This window comes from Brevibacillus laterosporus, assembly GCF_030489605.1.
GTDB lineage: Bacteria > Bacillota > Bacilli > Brevibacillales > Brevibacillaceae > Brevibacillus_B > Brevibacillus_B laterosporus_E.
The window spans coordinates 59,349-79,150 of sequence record NZ_JAUKFY010000002.1 but is presented as its reverse complement, the minus strand read 5'-3'; the positions used below and the strand labels follow the sequence as shown (position 1 = coordinate 79,150).

Below are 19,802 nucleotides of genomic sequence, written 5' to 3'. Positions count from 1 at the left end.
AAATCTGCTTAATCGCTGCTGCTTTCCAAATTGATCTTCCACCTAATAAGTAGAATACCATCTTCTATCTCAGATCATCAGCTCGTTAAGGATTTTAGCCATATGCTGAACATGCGGCATTTCAAGCATCGTGTAATGATCCCCTGAAAAATATGTTGACCTTATCTGCCCCGTAGTAAATGGCTCCCAACGTGCCGCCTCTTTGTTCGGGGTAACCTGATGCCGTATCGATTCTTCTGAAGCAAGAAATAGGTGCAGATCAGTGCTAATCTGCCCAGAAAGCTGATAATTGTGAATAGACAAACCGTTCGTTGCATGAATGCGTAGTTTAGACAGTAACTCTGGTCGATACTCCTCGTCGGGAAACAATTTTTGTTTGCATGCCTCTTCCCAGCAAAATCTCATTTTTTCTTCTTCCGCTACTGTTGCCAATTCCTCCTGATTTATCCCATTTAGAAGCGCATATAAAATGACAGCGTCCAATTCTTTATAACTCTGGTCTATCGAAATGCGCTCAGTATCCAGCAGCGGCAGACAGTCAATTATAGCCAGTAATTCGACCTGTTCTCCCTGTTGCTCTAATTGTTTAGTCATTTCATAAGCAACCAGACCTCCAAAGGACCAACCAACTAGCTGAATAGGCATTGTTGACGTAATCCGTCGAATAGAGGCAATATAGTGAGCAGCCATTTCTTCAACTGTTGTCAGAGCATCCGCTTCCCCCTCATAACCAACAGCTTGAATACCATAAACGCTACAGTCACACCCTAATTCACGCGCTAAATGCGTGAATGTTATAACTCCTCCTCCTTGACCGTGAATCAAGAATAATGGAGGGACATTACTGTTTCCTTTTTTAAGCAGAATGACATTTTTGCCCAGGACAGCCTCTCGCTTCTGTAAATGATCACATAAGCCTGCAATAGTCGGAGCCTTAAATAAATCGGACAAAGGCAGGCTGAGCCCAAAACGCTGCGTAATCTGGTTTGCCAGCACAAACGCTTTGAGTGAATGACCTCCCAGCATAAAGAAATTGTCCATAATCCCAATCGGCTTAACTTCTAAAACTTCCTCCCACAACAGTACCATTTGCTTTTCAAAGCTGTTTCGCGGCGCCAAGTAGCTTTGTTCATTTCGAGGCGCGTTCCCATTTGGTTCAGGCAAGCTTTTTCGATCGATTTTGCCATTTGGGGTTAGCTTGAATTCATCTACTGCAATAAAAAAGCTAGGGATCATATAATCAGGTAAAAAAGCAGCAAGCCATTGATGCAGAATCTGTGTAGCATCTGAAGCTGAAATCCAATCCTTATTTTGAAAGACAACATACGCACACAAATATGGAATTTCATAAGCATCTGTTCTAGTCATAACCAGTGCCGCTTTAACCTCTGGATGACGCAGCAGAAGAGTTTCAATTTCACCCAGTTCAACCCGGTAACCCCGAATTTTCACCTGATGATCGATTCTACCCAGAAACTCCAAATTTCCCCCCTCTGTCCATTTTGCTTTGTCTCCTGTTCGGTACATTAAGGTATTAGAATCAAAGGGGTTTGCTATAAAACGTTCTTCTGTCAGCTCTGCCTGATTCAAATAACCAAGAGATAACCCCTCTCCTGAAATCCATAGTTCACCAGTTACACCTTTTGGAACCAGATGAAGCTCAGAATCAAGAATATAAACCTGCATGTTGCCTATCGGTTTACCAATGGATACATATTTGCCTGTTATCTCGCTTTTTTCATAGCGGTAAGCGGTACAACAAATGGTAGCCTCACTTGGTCCATATCCATTGACGATCCGCATGTTAGGATGAAGAGACAGATATCGGGCCAACACCTCATCCTTAATTGGTTCTACACCAACAAGCATTTTATGTAATGCATAATGATCAGATGAAGCAGCGATCGTCTCATACAACTGGTTAAGCAGAGCTGGTGGTATGTAAGCTAACGTTACTTTTTCTTCCCGAATTGTTTTTGCAAGAAGCGTCACATCAAATTTATGTCCATTAAAAAGAACAAGTGTTGCACCGTTTATCAACGCCTGAAAAATCTCAAAGCAACTAACGTCAAACGATATATCTGTAGAGATGAGTACACGATCCTGATAACTGACTTCATCTAAGAATTCTTTATTCATGGCAATGACGAAATGATGTAGGGCTCTGTGCTGAATCATGACCCCTTTTGGTTTTCCCGTTGAACCAGACGTGTAAATGATATAAACAAGATCATCTGCATTCGTAAGCTTTGTGAAATCGTCATCATTTTCGTCTGATGCTACTTCATCTACACGAATCCATTCACCCTCAAAGCGCAGCTCTGGCAGGGGATGCTGATTGGTGACTATCAAGCTAACTTTACTATCTTCTAACATGTATTCAATTCGTTCTGTGGGATAATTCGTAGATACTGGTACGTAAACACCGCCAGCCTTTAAAATAGCTAATATGCTGATAATAAGTTCGGGACTACGATCCATCATGACACCAACAGGTTGATTTCGCTTCAATCCTTTAAAGAGCAGATACTTAGCAAGTCGGTTAGCTGCTTTATTCAGCTCTAGATATGACAGTTTTTTCCCATTCGATACAACAGCAATATGATCAGGATGCAAATTCACCTGACATTCAATCAAATCCATGATAGTCAGTTCTTTGTCATAGGAAATCGCCGTTTGACGATTGATAGCTAGCAATTCGTTTTTTTCTTCTTCACATAAAATTTCTATTTCGCCAATGGTTATCTCAGGTTTCATAGAAACTTTTTCCATAACCGTTATAAAATGTTTTACCATCTGCTTCGCTGATTCCTTCTTCCAGAGATCAGTGGAAAATTCCCAGGAAAGCTGTAATTGATCCTCATATTCTACAGCGACGACCGTAATATCAAATTTAGCAACATCATGCTCTTTCATGATTGGACTGATTGTAATTCCATCTAATTCAACGGTCTGTTTCTCATAGTTCTGAAGCGTTAGCATCGTGTCAAATAATGGATTTCGCCCCATATCTCTAGATAGCACGAGATTCTCTACCAATTCATCCAAAGAGTAATCCTGATGGTTAAACGCCTGAATGGTTTGTTGCTTGACTTCTTCTAAGAAACCGGTAAATGTTTTACTTGTCACTGGTTTATTTCGAATTGCTAATGTATTAACGAACATGCCGATTACAGATTCCAGATCGCTGACATTTCGCCCGGCCACTGCCGTTCCAACAACGATATCTTCCTGATTGCTATATTTTGCAAGCACGATGTTGTATGCAGCGAGTAAAAACATAAAAAGGGTCGCTCCGTTTTTTTGACAGAGCTGTTTAATAGCATTGAATTGTTTTCCTGATATCGCAGCGGTTACGATATCCCCCTTAAAGCTCTGGATTTTTGGGCGTATAAAGTCTGTTGGCAGATTTAGAACAGGGAGCTCATCAGAAAATTGTGTCAGCCAAAATTGTTTTTGTCGCTTATACTCTTCTGATTGTTCCCACTTTTGTTGCCATACCGCATAATCTTTATACTGAATCGGTAATGGTGGCAAACTCTGGCCGCGATAAGCCTTTTCAAGCTCAGCCATTAGTATGCTTATTGAGATTCCATCCGAAATAATGTGATGCATATCAACAATCAAAAGATACTCATCATTAGATAGCGATACTACCCCTGCCCGAAATAAGGGTGCCACTTCTAAATTGAAAGGCTGGAAGAATGACTCAATCGCCTGCTTCTCTTCTAATTTTGTTTTTGCTTGAAATGATAGAGAAAAGTTGATGTTAGAATGAACGCGTTGCATCGGTACATGACCAATCACATGAAACGATGTACGCAATGCTTCATGACGGTCGATCAGCGTTTGAAACGCCTGCTCCAGCTTTCTTAGATCTAAATTCCCGCAAAACCGCCAGATCGTAGGCATATTGTAAGCTGTCTTTACGCCCTCAAATTGATTTAATAAAAATAAACGTCGTTGCATAGAAGAGAGTGGATAATAGTCTCTTCTCTGTGAAATCTCAATTTGTCTTTCTACTCTTTGTTCTGACTGCTCAATCATTACAATCTGATCACGAACTGTAGAATACAGAAAAATATCATTCAATGTGACATGAATCCCATATTTTTTACCGATTTTATGGGCTAATTTAATAGCGGTTAGTGAATGTCCACCCAGTTGAAAGAAGTTATCCGTTACCCCTATAAACTCTCGTTTTAAAATATCTTTCCATACTAATGCCAGTTGCTTTTCCATCTCACTGCTTGGAGCGACGTAGGAATGCTGATCGAGCTTACATTCATCTGGTTTAGGTAAAGCATGCCGATTGATTTTGCCATTTGCTGTGAGAGGAACCTTTTCTATTCGGATAAAAAACATAGGGATCATATAATCAGGCACTTTCTGTTGTAGAAATTGACGAAGCTCACTTTGTCCCACTTCTTCATCCGAAAGATAATAACTGCATAGCTCATTTTCGTTTTGATCATTAGGGAATGACAGTACAATTGCTTCATGGATGGACGGATGAGTGATTATATGCTTTTCAATCTCTCCCACTTCAATCCGATAGCCTCGGATTTTTACCTGCTGATCCATTCGGCCTAAAAACTCAACCTTCCCTGTCTCATCCCACCGTGCCAAATCTCCCGTTTTATATAGACGCTCACCTGAATGAAAGGGATGGTTAATAAATTTTTCTCTTGTTAAAGCAGGCTGACCAATATAACCGCGTGCAAGTCCTTTTCCTGCAATGCACAATTCACCAGGTACTCCTATAGGAACAAGCTGCAAGTCCTGATTGACGATTAAAACCTCCGCTTGAGATATTGGTTTACCGATAGTCGGACGTTTTTCAAATCTATGCCATTCATCAAAGTTAATTTGCCCAGCCAACGTACCGATTGTAGCTTCTGTTGGACCGTAGTGATTCATGACGGCTACATGAGGAAAATAGCTATGAAATGTATAAACATCAATAGGCTGAATCGGCTCTCCTCCTGTCACTATTAGACGCAAAGCTGGCAAATAAGGCGTATGTACGTCGTCGATGGCTTGTATCAGCAATGAAAATAGAGATGGAGTAAGTTTTATAAAACTGATCTGTTCCTCTTTTAGATAATTCAATAAGCTGTCAGGGTGCAGATATGTATCTTTTGGTACAATATGTAAGGTGCATCCATTAAGCAATGCTGGAAAAAGACTTGTATATCCCAAATCAAATGCATAAGAAGATAAGAGCATTGTACTGTCGTTTTGAGTAATGCTAGCCTGTTTATTAAACCAAGTTACATAATTAATTAAATTCCGATGCTCTACCATTACACCCTTTGGCTTGCCAGTCGTACCTGAAGTATAGATGACATATAACAGATGTGCCGGCGTCTGACTTGGTGTAAGATTATTCGTTTCACCTACATACAACTCATCCTCATCTAGGTTTATTCTTTCTCCCTCAAATGCTATACCGCTTCCTCCTGTCTTTTGAGTCAAGAAGAAACGCGCTTGACTATCGGCAAGGATATAGCTTATACGTTCGGAAGGGTTTTCAGGGTCGATTGGAAGATAGGCACCTCCTGCCTTGAGAATACCTAATATTCCGATGATCATCTCTAAGGAACGATCTACCATCAGAGCAATTACCTCGTCCTGTTCCATTCCTTTTTCTCGTAAGTGCCGCGCCAATTGATTTGCTTTTTCGTTTAGCTGTCGATAGGTTAACCTTTGTTCCTGATAGACTGCAGCTACTTTGTCTGGATAACGTTCAGCTTTTTTCTCAAATACTTGATGAACCAAATGATCTGTTGAATAAGATTCAAGTGTTCGAGAAAAAGAAGTAAGCTGAGCCTTTTCTGTTTCATTCATTAGCTCGATCTCGCTGATGGCAATATTTACGTTTGTGACAATTGCGCGCAATATATTTATGTAATGAGAAAAAAATCGTTCCAATGTCCGTGACTCATAAACTGCCTTATCATAATGAAGAGTTACTTGAAGCGAGTGATCAGATTTTGTAAAAAATAAGAGAAGGTCTACCTCTTGAGCCACAACAAAATCTCGGTCGTGTATCCTGTCAAGAGCTACAGCTAGCTTGATAAATGGAGAGGCTGAACCCTGTGGATTTATATCCAATTTTTCATAAATATGATGAAGCGGATAATCCTGATTTTTGTATGACTCCGCAAGAGACTGCTTTACAGCCATAATAAATTGCTTGGAGATTAGATGCGGGGCCGGATTCGAGACGATCGGGATCAGCCTAGTTGATGGTGAAAGATTTGGTGCACCTACGCAAATTTTTGTTTGCTGGGTATATTTATGTAGCCAAATGTTTGCTGTTGCTAGCAAAAAGGTATACAACAGCAAATCAGAGTTTTTACAAACCTGAATGAGCCTGTCTGTTATTTCTTGTTCAACAATTCCTTGAAATGAAGCCTTGCAGATAGTTTGACCGACGCAAGGATAATCCGCAGGGACCATAGAAGGAATGAACTCACCGCCAAGCTTAGACAGCCAAAATTGTTCCTGTTCCTTCACTCTATTGTTAAAGACTACCATGATAGTTATGAGCCACCTTCCTTAATCGTAATTAGATTGTGAATTTTTGCAGTAAGCACGGTTCATCTTGTAAAACGTCTTGCGTTTCCTCGAAAACAATCCCTTCCTCCTCATACAGTCGATGCCAGAATGAAATCGCTGGTTTGTTATTGATCATCTGCACGACCATATAGTTCCCAGAATTGTCTGTAAAACATTGCTTTAATGCCTTTCTAGCAAACCCTTTTCTCCGGTAATAATTGAGAATAAACAGCTCATTCACATAAAAATCTGTACCTGTTGGGGCAAATGGTGGTCGATTAAGCAGCAGAAAGCCGACGATATCCTCCTCAGATTTAATGAGATAAGGCAGCAGAGCCTCCCTTTCCCAGTAAAGGTCCAAATTCTCATATACAAATCTGCCTTGTTGGTCAATGGTAAGATTATTGGTGTAGGCTGATAAATCGTGTAAATATAGAGGCATAAGATTGAAAATAATATTTTTATCCCTCGATGAAACGGGACATAATGAAATAAACGAATTTTGATTTTCCTTCAACTCTCCCAACACCTTTCTAAACTATCCTAGTGACACATTCATCCATGAATGTTTTCGCCAGATGAAAAACTTACCTTGAGGCATCATAATTTTTCACTTCGAAATAAAAACCAAATTTAAAAAATTCTAAACAAGAGTGCTTCTATCTCAAAAAATTCCTTTTCTCGTACTAGTAATTTGTTGTTTTACTATTATTTAACTTCAAATTGGATAATCCTGCAAGTATTATGTTAAATTATACTAAAAAAATAATTCGATAATTGTATATTTATTAAAACTTCCCTCTTTTCTCTCCGTATATTTTTATCCATGTTTTCATTCAAAAACAAAAAAACAACCCCGTCCGCTACGGACTGGAATTGTTTTTTTGAAATGCTCATTCTGTAGGCTGGGGAGCCAAACTGGTGTTTTTCTTTTTTATAAATGAAATGACATATCCAATCAGCGCACCGATGATTCCCGGAATAACCCACCCAAGCCCTTTTTCATGCAGCGGCAAATAACTCAGCACACGGTCAAAAGCTAGAGAATGAATCCCTACCTGACCAAAAGCATCAGCAATACTCACAATTCCAACAAACAGCATGCTGCATGTGTAGACAATGGAATCGCCTTTTAGCAGGTCATTCGTAAACGACAATACAATTAAAGCAATTGCTAACGGATAGATTGCAGACAATATCGGCACAGAAATTGATAAAATTCCACTTAAGCCCATATTAGCAAAAAACATACTAGTTAGTGCAAGTATAGTCACCCACATCTTGTACGAGATTCTCGGTACAAGCGATGTAAAGTATTGACTGCATGAAGTGATAAGTCCAACCGATGTAGTTAAGCATGCCAACGAAAATACAAGACCCAGTAGTATTACTCCAGGTTTACCAAATAAATACAACACCACATTTGTTAATGTTTGGGCTCCATTTTCGGTCACTCCAAACATCGAAGAGCTAGCCGCTCCTAGATAACCCAGTAGAACATAGATCGAGACTAGTATCGCCCCAGCAATTAATCCCGCATAGACAGTAGTTGCAATTAATGATTTCTTCTCTTTAATTCCCTTTTGCTTCAGAGTTACTGAAATGACAATCCCAAAATTAAGTGCAGCAATGGTATCCATCGTTAAATACCCATCCAAAAACCCATTGAAATACGGTGTTTGTGTATAACTTTCAATTGGACTAGTAAAAGACCCCATAGGCTTAAATAAGCTATAAATGAAAATACCTGTAAGTAAAATTAATAGCGATGGTGTTAGCACCTTGCCAAATCGATCAGAGAGCTTAGCCGGATTTAAACAAAGCCAAAAGGCAATGGAAAAATACACTAGTGTATAGAGAAAGAGAACCCAGCTAGTTTGTTGCCATTCCACTGGTAAAAAAGGAGCCACTCCCATTTCAAAGGCTAAGCTTCCATTACGTGGAATACCAAGGAAAGGACCAATTGATAAATAGATAAGAAGAGTAAAGATAAAAGCAAAAACAGGATGTACTCGTTTTGCCAAATTGTGCAAACCATCAGATTTTGCTACTGCAACAACTCCCAAGATAGGTAACCCAACAGCAGAGATGATAAAACCGCTCATTGCTTGCCAAAAGTTAGTTCCCGCTGACTGTCCTAAGAAAGGGGGAAAGATTAAATTTCCTGCTCCAAAAAATAAGGAAAACACCATAAAGCTTACTAACAGTAAATCTTTTCTTGATAACTTCTGCATATTAATTCTCCTCACTATGATTCATTATCTAGATGATTTGGATCAATTTTGCCGGTAGCTTGAATCTCAATTTCCATTGTGCACCCTCCTGTCTAAATATAAGTTTACATCCCTGAATACTAGGAATTAAAAGTGCTACGTTCCAAAAAGTGGCTTGTAATTTGATTTCAAATACACCGAGCCCTTTTATGAAATTGTGTGTTTTTGTAATCAACCCCGTAAAGAAAAGACTGTCCAGCTCAACTCCTTATTTTATTTAAAATAAAAAACACCTCAGCAACCAAGCAAGTGTTTCATTTAAAACACTTTACTATCAGTTACTGAGGCGAAGATATACGCGGTACCACTCAGTTTTCTGTCTTCTCGCGAAAAACAGACTCTGCAAGTCTATATGGACTCTCATCAGATAACGGTGATTTTCCGTTGCTCCCTACTCTGACAAATGGCAGATGTCCTTTCAGGAACAAAGCTCAAAGGTGATATTCAAAAAAGGCGTAATGACCATCCTCTCAGCCATGGGACAGCTCTCTGCACATTAATCCTTTCCCTACTTCTCCTCATCAATGCTTTTTATTTATGAAATTAAAATGAAAAACTCTCGTCTCCACAATCAACTTACATTTTGATTGCAGAGACGAGAGTTTCGCGGTACCACTCAGCTTTCTGCCTTCCTCACGAAAAGCAGACACTTATCAAGTCTGAAAAATAGACTTAGTTCCTTTTAACGGTGGACATTCCGTTGTTACCTACTCGATATATTGATCGTTCGTTAACAAAGCTCCGAGGTGATATTCAAAGGGAAATAACGACCATCCTTTCAGCTCTACGGGACGGCTCTCTATCGTTCTTTCTTATCTTCTACTTGTCCTCATCACAACTTTTACATTTGTTTGATTTGTTAGTATTATAGTAATCTTTAAAGGCTATTGTCAATCATTTTTTAAGAAATAATTTAGTATAATAAAAATCATCACATAGCAATAAAATCTATTTTATTTTTTGAATTTTTGTAATATATTGTATCTGTAAACAAAATTATGTTAGGAGTTGAAGTTTTTGAAAAAAGCTAACCTAGCCATAACCATGATTTGTCTTCTTAGTCTCCCCCTTTTGTCATTTTCCGCATTTGCAGCAACAGATGACTCTAAAGAATGGACAGGCACAAATGGAAAAAACATTGGGGTCGTACATGAGGAAACAAGTACCATTTCTGATTCTAAAGTCAATGAAATGATTGAAAGAGCTAAGGAATCTATTTCTCAGGAAAAAAAGAACAAAAAAAACAGCTTACGGGCTGAGGCATTAGATACTACATACAGCTATATTGCCTTTGAGGACGGAGTATCTTATGTATATGAAGAAGCCTCTTCTGCAAATCCTGAATTAATCATCTTTGATACAGATAACCGAAAAGCAGAGACTCTCTCTTCTAAACTGCCTCCATTACAAGGGATAGCATCTGATTTTATAGCAGATGGCGTTGGTGGAAAGCAAGAAATCACGCAAAGTGGAACCTATTTAAGTACAAAGCTTACACTCCCGCATGATTCGATGGTTGATAAAAAAGTGGCAGCATACAATTATGGCGGTTTTTTCTATCTGGCTAATACAAGCGGAGCAATCGGTTCATGGGTAGCGGATATGGGATTAAGCTACTATACCAATGTTGGTAAATCGCAAACGGAAACAGGCTGGAAACCTCTTATCATCGTAAAGCAAAAAACGTCTGCCACTGCTTGGACAGCCTATAAAAGCGATGTTTTCGATCCAAACTACAAAGAAGGACAATATCGCAATGCATATAAGCCAGGTTCCGATGTAAACCTTTATTTGTGGTATAACTATAATGGAAAAGTTCGCATGAAACTGGACGGTACCACAATTTGCAGCGAGCGGGCATGCACTGCACCTGGCGATACAAACACCATCACCATCATTGAATCTGCTGACAAATTGAATATACCTAAAATCTCCAATTGGAAGCTACTTTCTACTGTCGTATCCGATAATAATACGGGAAAAAATCGAGCCATCTATTCAAACATTAAAGTCGATGGCACCCCTGTCCCTAACAATAAATTTTCTATCCCTCAGGAGGATCACGCAAAAGTAACCCGCGACAGCAATAACACTGTTACCATTGATGTTGATTCTGATGTTTATAATTATTAGTGCCGCATTTTGATAGCAGAATGATAGGTAGTCCCTCTATGTTGTATTTAACAAACATTCGACTTAAACAGTTTAGCCTTTCATACAGGCTGGCTTATAAAAACCAATTGTAACACGCAGATAAACCACACTATTATTACTTAGATAGATAACGGGATCGAGACTACCTGTTTTCCATATATACAAGGAGGCGGGTAGTTTCCATTTTCGAATCGTTTTTTTGGATTAGTTTTGCTGATTGCTCAGTCAACATTCTTTTTAGGCTATAAACTACTCCTATAAATTAAGTAAAGAATAAAACCGAAAATATTCAGTGTAACACCACTAATAAAGGATTTATTAATTACCCCCTTTACATATTCATAAAAAGTAAACATAAGGGAAGTAAAGTAAACCATTTTCAAAAAATTAAAAAGTAATCCCCACTGTAACCAATAAACATGTCCGAAATCAAAGCAAAAATCTGCGATTATAAATAGTAAAAATCCTATATTTGCTAGTAAAGATAATACAAATGAAGTATTACATTTTTTCATATCAATAGGCCTCCTTTTTACCCTACTAGGATGTAAGGGTTTTAATCCATTACTTGCAGCCTGGGTTACAGAAAATTTTATTTAAAGTTTGATTGTAAGGGAACTTAAGGTGGGTGAAACAATAAGGAGTAAATCTTTACCAATAACCTTTGCTTCAGTAGCACTAACAGATTGATTTGGTTATTTTATATCAAGCAAAACAAAAGCATCACATGATATTATTTCTTTCGTCACCTCATTTCGGATACGTTCACCTGACTCAAATTGTGGACATATTGAACAAGCTACTGACGCGAATTACTTCCTACCTAGATACCCTATCCTTAATTAAAAGAAACTTCTTTTTTATATTATATAATGACAGAAAATTGACTTTTTTTAAATCATTCGCTATTATATTAGTTAACTAACATATTAAAGGATGATCTGTTTGGATTTGTACACCCAAGTAAAACAAATTAATGAAGCCGATTATGCAATCAACCGTTTGATTTACAAATATTACAAAAAACTTCTAGCTAGTTCTGTTACAACACAACAAGCTGTGCTGCTAGATATTGTTTATTATGCTAAAAAAATTTCTGTAGGTGAAATTGCTTTAGAAATGAATGTTAGCTCTAGCGCAGTAAGTCAGCTTATTTCTAAGATGGAGAAAAATCAGTTAATCCGTCGTACTATTAATCCAGATAATCGTCGTGAAATATTTATTACATTAGATAAAAAAGGATGGGAATATTTCCACAAGCAGGAGTATGTAGAACGAGCTGTGGCTGATCGTTTATTTTCTAAACTGACGCTTTCAGAGCTTAATGAATTAGAACGAATCACAAAGAAATTACAGGAAATCGCCATAAAAGAGTTCTTGTGATTTCCTCACGCTAAATATGTTAGATAACTAATTTAATAAGGAGACTAAAATATGTACAATACTATTTATTCTACGTTACAAAAATTACAATTTAATGGTGCCCTTTATGTAGAGACAAGTAATAACGAAAGCCTTAGCCTTACATTAGGTTATAAAGATATAGATAATTTCGTCTCTATAACGGAAAATACACTGTTCGATATTGCTTCTTTAAGTAAGATGTATACCGCCGTAATGATATTGCAATTAATAGACACAAAAGCTATTAATCTTGAAGATCAACTGACGAAATGGTTTAACACGATTACCTATAAAAATGTAACTATTGAACACTTATTAACACATACATCCGGCATCCCAGAATATATAGGCAATCCTTCAGTAACAGACATTGAAGAAATCTTACATACCAAAGAGCCATACTTCCCTGCAGGCAGCGGATCGTTTTATTCCAATACAAACTATGTATTATTAGCAAAAATTATCGAGTATATAAGCAATCTCTCCTATGAGGATTATCTACATAAGATGATTGTAGCCCCTCTTCACCTTACACATACAACTACGAAACCAAACGCTGAACAAATTGCTGTCGGAAAGCTTTTCGATTATGTCAATCGAAAATATATGGCTGTAACAGATGATATCTTTCATTATGTTGATAAACTATGCGGCTTCTATGGTGATGGTGGCATCTACTCTACAGCAAAGGAAATTGCTCAGTTTTTAAAGGGATTTATTCAAGGAAAACTGGTATCCCCCGAATTGGTAAAACGTGCTCTACTCCCTTCCCCTTTATCTAACAATTATGGCTACGGATTCGTAATTCAAGACGACTCTTTTGGTCACTCTGGTGGGGAAGTAGGATACTCCGCCCATTGCTTATATTCTTTGACAAATGAAAAAATAATCATTCTTTTAACAAATGAAGAGATAAGCCCTATGTATGAACAACAAATATTATCATTCTTGAGCTTTCCTCAAAACATGGAAAGACCTATAGCACCAAAACACCCTACTATCATGGGAATAAACAGGACAGATAGCATAGAAGGTACTTATCAGCTTAATGATGAATATCAAACAAGCTTTACTGTCAGCCGTCATGTTCCGCATTTTATTATCACTTTTGATGATCAACCTGCCACCCATTTGTTTAAAATTGAACCTAATCTCTATTGGATTAGAAATACAATGAGTTTTATCAATTTCAACGATATGATCTTTATTGACGAAGGTATAGAAATACCACTTAACAAACATCTGACAACTTCTTAAAAAAATTTACTAGGAATAGTTTAAAATTCCCCCCAGGGACCCATCTTCTTATAAAGACAAGTCAGCCCTTAGAAATTCCATGGCTGACTTGTCATCATTATTTGATTTTTTAGCTGCGAATCTAAAATTACAGTTTTCAGCTGAAGGTGTCGAATGATTCCTTTTGCTGCATTCTTTTGATCAGGATATGATTTGGAATTATTTCCTCTTTAACTGATCGTTAGTGTTTTTTATCTCTTTTAAATCCATCCAATATACCCCCGCCCAGACAAGGATATAAATAATGAATTGAATAACAATAAACATAAGAAACCTGACTGGATTCTCAGCTGGATTTTCATACCAATCTCCAATTGCACCACAAATAAGTACAAGTAGTAAGACCACAACATAATGTATTGATAGACTTACTACAAATGGCCAACGATCTAAGTAAAAAATAAGTGTAATAAGACCACAACCCACTCCTAGAAATACTGCCAAAAGAGACTCCACCAGAAGCTCTTGCCCATTAATTACTCTGGTTGGATTTTGTAATAAAACAATTATCATAATGATATAAGAAGTACTTAACCAAAGCGCCCCTATTAATGAAGTTTGGATTATTTTTTTCATTACGAATCCCTCCCAATTCCTAGCCGCTTCTTCAATAATTTTAAATACATACGACTAACATGAGCTGTTGATCCATTGTCCATCACAAGCTGCATCATCCCTAATTATCCATCTTGATAGAGACAATTTTAGGCACATTTACAATCGTTGATTTATTGACACGGACAAAGTTCTTTTTTAATAAATCTTCCAGCTCATATAATTTACGCTTTGATTCATATTCATACTCATCAGTTGAAAAATAAACTTTAGTCCCTTCTGAATAAACAAAGTAAATATCTGTAATTTTCAACATATAGATTTGCTGTTGTAAATAACCATCAATTACTTCTGTGTTAGAAGACTCAAAATACCTCATAATTTGTTCAATTTCATTTGTATACGCATTTGTGAATATGACTTTCTGTTTCCTTTACATTCTCATCGATGTTTAATTTGATTTGCATATGCACCCTCCGCTCCATAAACCAAATATATCATGGAAACTTTTCATATTTAATTTTCTTATACAAGTGGTTCCATTTGACAAATAAGTAGCAAAAAAGTGAAGATGATATGTATAGTTTGGAAGGATCGCTAATCCATTATCCAAGACTTAGATTATTGATTTATCATCTTAATTTGCATAATACTACATAATATGTAACCAAAACTAATTAAAACCTGAATTTTATAACATTAAAAAAGACCGTTTATAACGGTCTTTTCGTTGTATATTTTAATTCTTGAATGCAATCTTCTAATCGATCAATATATCCATGAATTCCAGCTTCTTCATAGACTTCTAATGGCTCAATAATATCATCAAGAACACTGAATTTTTCTTCTAAGGACTCTCTTCTGGAATAGATAAACCACTCATATAATCTTCTAAATCCGCCTTAAAATCTTCTAATAAATCCCTAGCGTCTTCGATACCACAGTCTTCAACTAATGATTGTAACAAATTAGACTCTAATTCTTTTTTGTCCCATCCGTCAACTTCTATTTCCATAGTTTTTTACTGCCGCAATAAAAGATTTCAATTTTAGAGTAATATCTATTGGTAATTTTTATGAATGATTCAGTGTCAACATGATCAGCAACAAAATATATTCATTCTAATTTCTTTTGCTCTGCTAATTACTAATAACGCAGATCGAACATTCCCTAAACTATCTATAAGCAATTCTATGTTTTTAGAGAATGGATTATAATAACTGTTCTTAACAGGAATTTTCCAGCTTCTTCTGCTAACTAATAGTATGGTTATATTAACTGCCACAAAAAAGATGATCACAATATAAAATGATCCGCTCCTCTTCAGTCAAAAAATCTGCATAGTGAACAACCTCTTCACCAATTTTAAATGATTCCTCCATATTTTTTAAATCCTGTCTTTCGATTAAGTATTTTTGTAATGACGGTTTTGCTATGTACATGGGAATGCCGTGTGCTCTTGCATATTTAATAATTGTATTGTACAGTGACAATTTAAATTCATTGTTTACAGCTTGATTGGCAAGATTATATACCTGCTCTAATGATACATATGTTTCTTCCCTAGAATTTTCAAGAAATTTCATTGCCACCTTAGTCGTCAAAGAAGAACTTGAGACTTCAATACACAATTGCAATATATCATTTAAGACTTCGATTCGATGTTCTATTTCAACATAGCACTCAATGATCTCTTCATAAGGAATTTCTAAAGTATCTGCAATCGGTTTTAATGTCCGTAGCTCTGGACGTTTCGTATCTCCAGATTCAATCTTTGATAAAACTCCTTTACTAATCCCTATCATTCTCCCTAATTCCGATAAGCTAATTCCCATTTCAATTCTTTTCCTCTTTATCAGTTCCCCCAATGCTGTGAAAGTTACACTCATGTTTATCCCCTTCCATAATTTGTGAATAATTACATTGATTTCTTTATTATTCTCAACTTAATTCTAACTTTATTGTATATATGTAAATAACAATAAAAATTATTAGATTGAATAATACTTTTTTACAAAAAATAAGCTTTTTTTGAAATAAGAAAAAATGACAGCTTTTATTCGAAATCTAAAATCTCTTATCTCATTTTTAAAAGGTAGAAAGGAGGGATTTAATATAATGTCGGAAGGATTGAGGTACGATAGTTTGTAACTAATCCAGATAAATAGGCTTTTTTTTATAAAAGATGAAATGAATTTCATATTTAACTGACCATCTGTAAAAAAGAAAGCAAAAATAAATCCCCTAGCAAAGAGTAACACCTTTACTAGGGGATTCATTATGATTGACTTGCAACTATTCTTCCCAAACCTTCACTTCAGTCATCTTATCGCCTTGCTTGATTTTGTCCACATGCTCCATACCTTCAATAACTTGTCCAAATACAGTATGAACGCCGTCTAGATGTGGGAATGCATCATAGCCGATAAAGAATTGGCTGCCGCCTGTATCTTTACCTGCATGTGCCATCGACAATGCTCCACGTACGTGTTTGTGCGGGTTGCCTTGTGTTTCACATTTGATTGTGTATCCAGGACCGCCAGTTCCTGTTCCGTGCGGGCAACCGCCTTGTGCAACAAATCCTGGAATAACACGGTGGAAGTTTAGACCATTGTAAAAGCCTTCATTTGCTAGCTTTTCGAAGTTTGCAACGGTGCCAGGAGCTTCTTTATCAAAGAATTCAATAACAACCTTATTCCCGTTTTCTAGGGTAATTTGACCTTTTTTCATATGTATATACCTCCAATATTTCCATTCCCTTACAAGAGGGTGAATAAGTAGTCCACCCGCTCAAAGAACGCAGTGGTCTTTATCCCTTTTATCTTATCTTGTTCAATTCCTAATAGCAAGCTATCATTGTACAAGTTCCTTCGAAGATTCCTGTGTTTCAAAATGTAAATGAAAAGCTGTTACTTGACCGGTATCTCCTCTCGCCCAATTTTGCCTTTGAAACCTCTTCGTTTTTCTTTACACTAGACTTTACCCTTATATGTGCATATCTCGTTTGAACCCAATCGTTTTTTCTTCGTTCATGCTTAATATATACTTCACTACTACCTTCAGAACGAAAGACCGTTCCTCGATAAGCCAAATTTCTGTGCTATAATCCCAATCATGATCACTTGCAAGTTACCAGCTCTAGTAACAACCTCGTCTGCCGCGTTAGCAATCAAATTAAATCCCAGGATTCCGCCTACTGCAAAAGCACCGCCGCCAAAGGCCATGTTTTTTAAACGGTTCATCTTGCTTTGTACTTGATCTGTGGCATGCTCCATCAGCTTAATTTGACTAATAATCCGTTGCGAAGCACTTGAAACACAGTCAGTTAAGCAAATGGCAATAGCTAAATCTAAAATCGTACTTATGACATAACCTCCCTGCAAAACAAAAAAGATCGCGTTAATTTCGCGATCTTACTCAATTTTATTATTGAGTTTAATTTCCAGGGATGAAGAGAAACATGGGTCATCATTTTTTGATCCTTGACTCGCAGCAAACGTGTTGTACCACCAAAAATGAATATTGCCATTCCTATACCTGCTAACATGCAACTCCATTAAGATAATAGGAAGGTTTACAAAATCACTATCATCCCAAAGATAATTCCCTACCGATGAATAACCATTTAACACCTTATTTACAAAGTCGTTATTTTTTGTTAGCTGTTAAATTTCATCATGAAGGTGTCAACATCTCTAATTCTTCAAAAATTAACAACAAGAGGCCCCTGTTTAACTGGTTAACTTATAGCCGGTTTTCTTAGAAGCAAATACCCATCTTCATTCCGCAAAGATAGCATAGAAATTTCATAGAAGGCTTACTCCAAAACGGAAAAAGGTGTAGCATAAGCCACACCTTTTATAAAATTATCTGATTAACACCATCTAAAAAGTGTCTTTTGTTTTGCATGTTACTGTAAATCCTAACCCACTCCAAGTATTTGATACTGCAGGTATTTCTCCAGCTGCTTTACAATCTTGGGATTGCTCTTCAGCAAGCTTGTAGTTTTTAGAATGAAGAAGATTCAAAAAAAACAAGCAGCCAACAATTAAAACCATAATTGACAGGGGGTATAACATTTTCTTCCGCTTATTTATTATTGTGGAGTTTTGCATTTAACATCAAATCCTTTGAGATGTGATAATTGAGGTTGTAAGCATTGGGTTCGAGATTTAGTTGAGTTATGTGTCTTGCTGAGTCAAAAAGTTGCGTTCACTCTTTGATAAAGTATTCAGTCAACTCGAATCCTCAACAGGGTTATTGACAAGTCCGGAAATAATCAATCAAAACGATTTTCGGGATTAGCCGATTCGAATTCCCATTGCGAAAGCAGTAATAGTACTCGAATCTGAATGAACATGGTCCTTAGAGGCTACACTGAAACTCTGGCTTAGTGAAGTAGAGGGCTCTAACTTCCAGAGAAGATTCCCAACCCCATTCCAGTGAACTTCAGCTCCACCGCCAACCAAGGCGAAACCAGGCGCCACGGTTGCGACAGCTGCAGGATGAGGAGACTGTCCAGAAGTGGCCTTTCTGATATCTATCATGACCGACCCAATTGGAAGATTTCGTCGGATACCAATGGCAAACACTCGGATATTGGAAGGGTCTGGAATCCTGTGTTCCTTAGATCGTGCTTTCCAAGAAAACTCTGTCGAAGGAAAGGAAGCTGTTGCGATGTTCCCAGCCCCATGCCAGTCGACCCTGAACCCCCCGCCGATGAGGACAAAATCATTAGAAGGAACACCGGTTTCAGCTTCTGGATGGGGAGCAACTCCACTATCTGCCTGACTGATGAATATTGAATCCATTAACTGCTGTCTACTTAGCCCTGCTATCTTCATTCCGATGACATAAGTGATCAGCTCGTGTGGATTTGATACTTCGTGGTCTTTGGAGCTAACAACCCACCCAGATAGGTCACCATTTGGATAGGAAGCCGTTAAAAAAGCACCGTCAGGAATATTCGTGGCTCTACCGCCGCCGCCGATGGCAATCATGTCTGGATCACCGACTAGTATTTCCTCATTTGTCCAATGCGATTGTGCAGGATTCCCTCTATGTGAAAATACCGATACAGTGATTAATCCGGATGCGTCGTGAAATGTGTTAATGTGAGTTCCTACTGAGCTCATGTTAACCTCCTCTGAACAAATAAATGAATACTCATCAATACTTCAGTTTCATCTCTTTTCTGGGACTCAACTAAATACGATTTGTAGATAACGTCTCATTCCAGAATCGCTTACCTATACACATTGATATCTTTATTTTATTAACTAATCTGAGTATATTACTCTAATTCCTACTAAAAGAGTCTCTGAAGACCTCTATAAACGAGTACGTGAAGACTACAGCGAGAAGCAATTGTTAACCTAGTGCTAATCATTAATAATAAAAACATCCTTTTTCTCTTGAATAACTCCCTTTTCTACGAACACAAGAGCTTCATTCATCAAGGCTTTCACATATATCATAACATCTGATGAAAAAATATTTAGTGCATTCTCGATAATCGAAAAAATTACGAAAAGAACTTTTCGTTTGAAGCTGGTT

The 19,802-nt window shown here is 37.3% G+C and carries 12 protein-coding genes, 2 pseudogenes and 2 other annotated features; of the genes and pseudogenes, 4 read left to right on the top strand and 10 right to left on the bottom strand.

What is annotated here, in order from left to right; all coding sequences use genetic code 11:
* Window positions 1–69: 69 nt before the first annotated feature.
* The 3 genes from QZ995_RS02220 to brnQ form a co-directional block, all read right to left on the bottom strand.
* Entirely contained in the window at window positions 70–6,543 is a 6,474-nt protein-coding gene (locus QZ995_RS02220) for an amino acid adenylation domain-containing protein (protein ID WP_301802472.1), read from the bottom strand.
* 31 nt (window positions 6,544–6,574) lie between these two features.
* Complete coding sequence (locus QZ995_RS02215; protein ID WP_301802469.1) at window positions 6,575–7,081, bottom strand: GNAT family N-acetyltransferase; 507 nt, start codon at window positions 7,079–7,081, stop codon at window positions 6,575–6,577.
* A 376-nt stretch (window positions 7,082–7,457) separates the two neighbouring features.
* On the bottom strand, window positions 7,458–8,798 hold the full coding sequence (gene brnQ, locus QZ995_RS02210; RefSeq protein WP_301802462.1) for a branched-chain amino acid transport system II carrier protein: 1,341 nt from the start codon (window positions 8,796–8,798) through the stop codon (window positions 7,458–7,460).
* 318 nt (window positions 8,799–9,116) lie between these two features.
* Window positions 9,117–9,371 (bottom strand) — a binding site (T-box leader).
* A gap of 54 nt (window positions 9,372–9,425) precedes the next feature.
* Window positions 9,426–9,682 (bottom strand) — a binding site (T-box leader).
* A gap of 172 nt (window positions 9,683–9,854) precedes the next feature.
* On the opposite strand from brnQ, the gene QZ995_RS02205 reads away from it, so the two are divergent.
* The 3 genes from QZ995_RS02205 (at window position 9,855) to QZ995_RS02195 (ending at window position 13,652) form a co-directional block, all read left to right on the top strand.
* Window positions 9,855–10,970: a YrpD family protein gene (locus QZ995_RS02205; protein ID WP_301802458.1), complete on the top strand. Its 1,116-nt coding sequence runs from the start codon at window positions 9,855–9,857 to the stop codon at window positions 10,968–10,970.
* A gap of 966 nt (window positions 10,971–11,936) precedes the next feature.
* Entirely contained in the window at window positions 11,937–12,374 is a 438-nt protein-coding gene (locus QZ995_RS02200) for a MarR family winged helix-turn-helix transcriptional regulator (protein ID WP_437124706.1), read from the top strand.
* A 51-nt stretch (window positions 12,375–12,425) separates the two neighbouring features.
* Window positions 12,426–13,652 carry a serine hydrolase domain-containing protein gene (locus tag QZ995_RS02195; protein ID WP_301802455.1) on the top strand — a complete coding sequence of 409 codons (1,227 nt, stop codon included), beginning with the start codon at window positions 12,426–12,428 and terminating at the stop codon, window positions 13,650–13,652.
* Window positions 13,653–13,850: 198 nt separating this feature from the next.
* Here QZ995_RS02195 and QZ995_RS02190 read toward each other — a convergent pair whose 3' ends face one another.
* The 7 genes and pseudogenes from QZ995_RS02190 to QZ995_RS02160 all read right to left on the bottom strand — a co-directional run bounded on the left by QZ995_RS02190 (window position 13,851) and on the right by QZ995_RS02160 (window position 19,381).
* Window positions 13,851–14,267, bottom strand: a complete 417-nt coding sequence (locus QZ995_RS02190) for a DUF3021 domain-containing protein (protein ID WP_301802453.1) — start codon at window positions 14,265–14,267, stop codon at window positions 13,851–13,853.
* A gap of 100 nt (window positions 14,268–14,367) precedes the next feature.
* Complete coding sequence (locus QZ995_RS02185) at window positions 14,368–14,625, bottom strand: LytTR family DNA-binding domain-containing protein (protein WP_301802451.1); 258 nt, start codon at window positions 14,623–14,625, stop codon at window positions 14,368–14,370.
* A 468-nt stretch (window positions 14,626–15,093) separates the two neighbouring features.
* Window positions 15,094–15,261: a hypothetical protein gene (locus tag QZ995_RS02180; RefSeq protein ID WP_301802448.1), complete on the bottom strand. Its 168-nt coding sequence runs from the start codon at window positions 15,259–15,261 to the stop codon at window positions 15,094–15,096.
* Between the two features lie 286 nt (window positions 15,262–15,547).
* Window positions 15,548–16,135: pseudogene (locus QZ995_RS02175) on the bottom strand (helix-turn-helix domain-containing protein); the annotation flags it as partial.
* A gap of 406 nt (window positions 16,136–16,541) precedes the next feature.
* Window positions 16,542–16,976 (bottom strand): peptidylprolyl isomerase, encoded by a 435-nt coding sequence (locus QZ995_RS02170; RefSeq protein WP_301802447.1) that lies wholly within the window; start codon window positions 16,974–16,976, stop codon window positions 16,542–16,544.
* 329 nt (window positions 16,977–17,305) lie between these two features.
* Window positions 17,306–17,629 carry a hypothetical protein gene (locus QZ995_RS02165; RefSeq protein WP_301802445.1) on the bottom strand — a complete coding sequence of 108 codons (324 nt, stop codon included), beginning with the start codon at window positions 17,627–17,629 and terminating at the stop codon, window positions 17,306–17,308.
* Window positions 17,630–18,547: 918 nt separating this feature from the next.
* Window positions 18,548–19,381 (bottom strand): hypothetical protein, encoded by an 834-nt coding sequence (locus QZ995_RS02160; protein WP_301802442.1) that lies wholly within the window; start codon window positions 19,379–19,381, stop codon window positions 18,548–18,550.
* Window positions 19,382–19,529: 148 nt separating this feature from the next.
* Between QZ995_RS02160 and QZ995_RS02155 the strand changes: the two are divergent.
* Window positions 19,530–19,732 (top strand): annotated as a pseudogene (locus QZ995_RS02155) (hypothetical protein); the annotation flags it as partial.
* Window positions 19,733–19,802 lie beyond the last annotated feature (70 nt).